General features: G+C 59.9%; 2 protein-coding genes and 2 pseudogenes. All 4 read left to right on the top strand.

Features of this window, described 5'->3' with window-relative positions; translation table 11 throughout:
* Positions 1-1491, top strand: a pseudogene (locus ACK8OE_RS20700) (hypothetical protein); the annotation flags it as partial.
* A 97-nt stretch (positions 1492-1588) separates the two neighbouring features.
* On the top strand, positions 1589-2041 hold the full coding sequence (locus tag ACK8OE_RS20695; RefSeq protein ID WP_410274204.1) for a toxin-activating lysine-acyltransferase: 453 nt from the start codon (positions 1589-1591) through the stop codon (positions 2039-2041).
* A gap of 12 nt (positions 2042-2053) precedes the next feature.
* On the top strand, positions 2054-2632 hold the full coding sequence (locus ACK8OE_RS20690; protein WP_410274203.1) for a hypothetical protein: 579 nt from the start codon (positions 2054-2056) through the stop codon (positions 2630-2632).
* A pseudogene (locus tag ACK8OE_RS20685) lies at positions 2626-2894 on the top strand (hypothetical protein); the annotation flags it as partial. The gene ACK8OE_RS20690 and the pseudogene ACK8OE_RS20685, both read left to right, overlap by 7 nt.

Genomic DNA, 2894 nt, shown 5'->3' with positions numbered 1-2894 from the left:
TACGAAGGCTGGACCAACGAGTACGACACCTGGCAGCCGGTCAACACGGTTGAATATGTTCTGGCCGGCGGCACCTCGATTGATGTCCGCAAGCTGAACATCAACTGGACCACGGTCGAGACGTGGAACTACAACACCATCTATCCGATCGCGCTGGATCTCGATGGAGACGGTCTGAACCTGTCGACGGTCGAGAACAGCACGGTCGTGGCACGCACCGATCGCGGCGGCTTGTCCCAGGTCGCGTGGGTCGGCCCGACGGACGCCTTCCTCGCGGTCGACCGCAACGGCGACGGCGCCATCAACCGGCTGTCGGAAATCTCCTTCGTGCAGGACAAGCCGGGCGCGACGAGCGATCTGGAAGGTCTGCAGACGTGGGACACCAATGGTGATGGTCTGCTGGACGCCAAGGACGCCAACTTCAGCAAGATCCTGCTGTGGCAGGATCTGAACCAGAACGGCCGTTCGACGCAGAAGGAACTGAAGACGCTGACCGAGGCCGGTATCGTGGCCATCGATCTGCGCGGCGTGGCAACGGGCTATACGCAGGATCTGACGACCGAAAGCTTCGTTCAGCACACGCTGAACTTCATCTGGGCGGACGGTACTAAGGGCGATGCCTACGATGTGGCTCTGGCACGCCGTGTGCTGGGTTCGGAAGGCCTGTACGCCGGCGAATATCAGGCGGAGTGGAGCTCTTCCAACGGCGACGCCGAGTTCGGGCAGCTGAAGAACGATGCAAAATCAGAGGCCAAGGCTTCCCGTGTGCGTCAGAAGAAGGCGCTTATCGACAAGATCGGGGCGACCTATCAGGAAACCAAGACGGCTGCGCAGGTCGACTTCTCGGACCACGACAAGACCGATGCAAAGATTCTGAAGCGTTGGGAGAAGCTGGATCGAAGCGAGCAGGCGGCGTGGCTGTCCGGGCAAGCAACATCGACGGACGAGCGGGTCAGCAAAATCTCCGGCGAACAGTTCTTCGTCTCCCGGCAGCTGAAGGCTCAGAACGCGACGAACCGGATGGAAACCTCCGCCTATGAGGCCGCCGGCGCTTCGGTGTCGGGCGGCTTAAGCGCAGACGGCGGTTCGGCGAGCCTGTCCAATGCCGACTTCGGCGCCAGCGGCAACTCTGCAGCAACGGGTCTTGGCCTGTCGCTTACAGCCAGCGAGCCGTTCTCGGAGGTATTGGGCTACGGCGGGGCTGTCGCCAGCCCTGAGGCGGCGTGGTGGCGGCAGACGGGTCAGACCCTGTCTGCCGGATCATCATCCCTTGGGGCGCTGATTGCCGCCATGGAAACGCCGGCCGGAGGATCGTTGGATCCGATGGTTCAGCAACAACAAGCGCTGCTGCGTCAGTCCATGGCGGGCTTCGGTGGCGAAACAGGTGGCTCGGCTATCTGGTCGCGCGACAGCGTCAGCGGGACATCCACGCTGGCGGCCTCCGCCGGTGTCCAACGTACCGCAGCTTCAACACCGGCACTCGTGGCGTAAGCAATAGTTTTGGAACGGCGGTTCATAATGTACGAGCCGCCGTTCAGACAACGTCCACGAAGGGCCTTGGAATTAGTTTTGAGTAGTAGGAGCTTCCATGTCCGTAACACCTTCCCCTACCGGTGCCAGTGCACCACAAAAAACCGTTGCTCAAGTCCTCGGCGAGATCACCTGGTTGATGAGCCAGTCGCCCATTCACAAGCAACTTTTCATCAGCGATCTGGAATGGTTCGCCATGCCGGCGATCCTCCTGGAGCAGTTCCGGGTGTGGAACGGCCCGAACGCGCCTGCCGCTGTGGCACTGTGGGCGACCGTGTCTGAAGAGACGGAAGCGCGCCTAGAGTCTGGTGCCTCGAAACTGCGTCCGGATGAATGGCAAAACGGCGATCGCCCGTGGCTTATCGATCTGGTCGCTCCGTTCGGCGCTGTTGATGAAATCCTCACCGATTTGTCGAAGACGGTCTTTGAGGGCAAGCCTTTCAAGTTCCACCATATTGACCAATCCGGCGCGCGCGTTGTCTCCACCTACGAAGCACCTTCGGTCAACTAGGGAAGTCTTATCGTGATTATGGGGGTTATTGCCGCTGGCGTGATGGGGCTTTCGCTGCCAGCGGTTCCGGACTGGATGAAGCCGCACAAGCCGAAGCCGTCCGAGCGCGCTTTGCAAAAGCAGGCCGACAAGGTTCGGCGCAAAGTCTATCAACTCGAGGGCTGGGTGATGACGATTCAGACGGATGGCTTCACCGGCCAACCGCGTTGTCATCTGTATTCGCCGAGGACTTTGAGCCAGGGGCGCATCAATTACGAGGGCGGGGCGCTTGGTTTTGCCTTTGATCGTGATGAACCGACACAGGACGCGTGGTATCGGGTCGATCACCAAAACGCGAAACGCTGGCAGGACACCTATCCGGAGCTGGTCAAGCTACGTATTCCTCTGGAGGGCGGAACTCTGCTCAATCCCTCGGGTGGAGTCGTCCTCATTCCAGAAGCAGAGTTGGAGACAGCGCGGGAAGTTCATATCCGTCTGGAAGATACCCAATCGCCTAAGCGCTTCAGGCTGCGAGGCTTCCAAAAGGCAAAGCAAGCGGCGCTCGACAATGGCTGTGACACCCCCGAGAGCTTTGAGCGATATCGATGGTAAAGCAATCCCTCCTTGCAGGGCTCGCTTTCCTTTGCCTGCCCTCTATGGCTCAGGCAGAGACGCTGGCTGATGCCATTGCGCTCGCTTACGAGACTAATCCGGTCCTGCAAAGTCAACGTTTCGATCTCAAGGCACTGGACGAATCCTATATTCAAGCTCTCTCAGGATTGCGGCCGAAGGCGGAACTGCAGTTCTCGGGAGAGTATGTCGATAGCTGGGCCGGCGACGCGACACAGGCCCTGCGTCTGGCGGCAGACCCATT

Origin of the sequence: Asticcacaulis sp. W401b (genome assembly GCF_046503825.1) — a bacterium.
Taxonomy (GTDB): domain Bacteria; phylum Pseudomonadota; class Alphaproteobacteria; order Caulobacterales; family Caulobacteraceae; genus Asticcacaulis.
The sequence above is the reverse complement of the archived record's forward strand: the minus strand, read 5'-3'. Positions and strand labels throughout refer to the sequence as shown.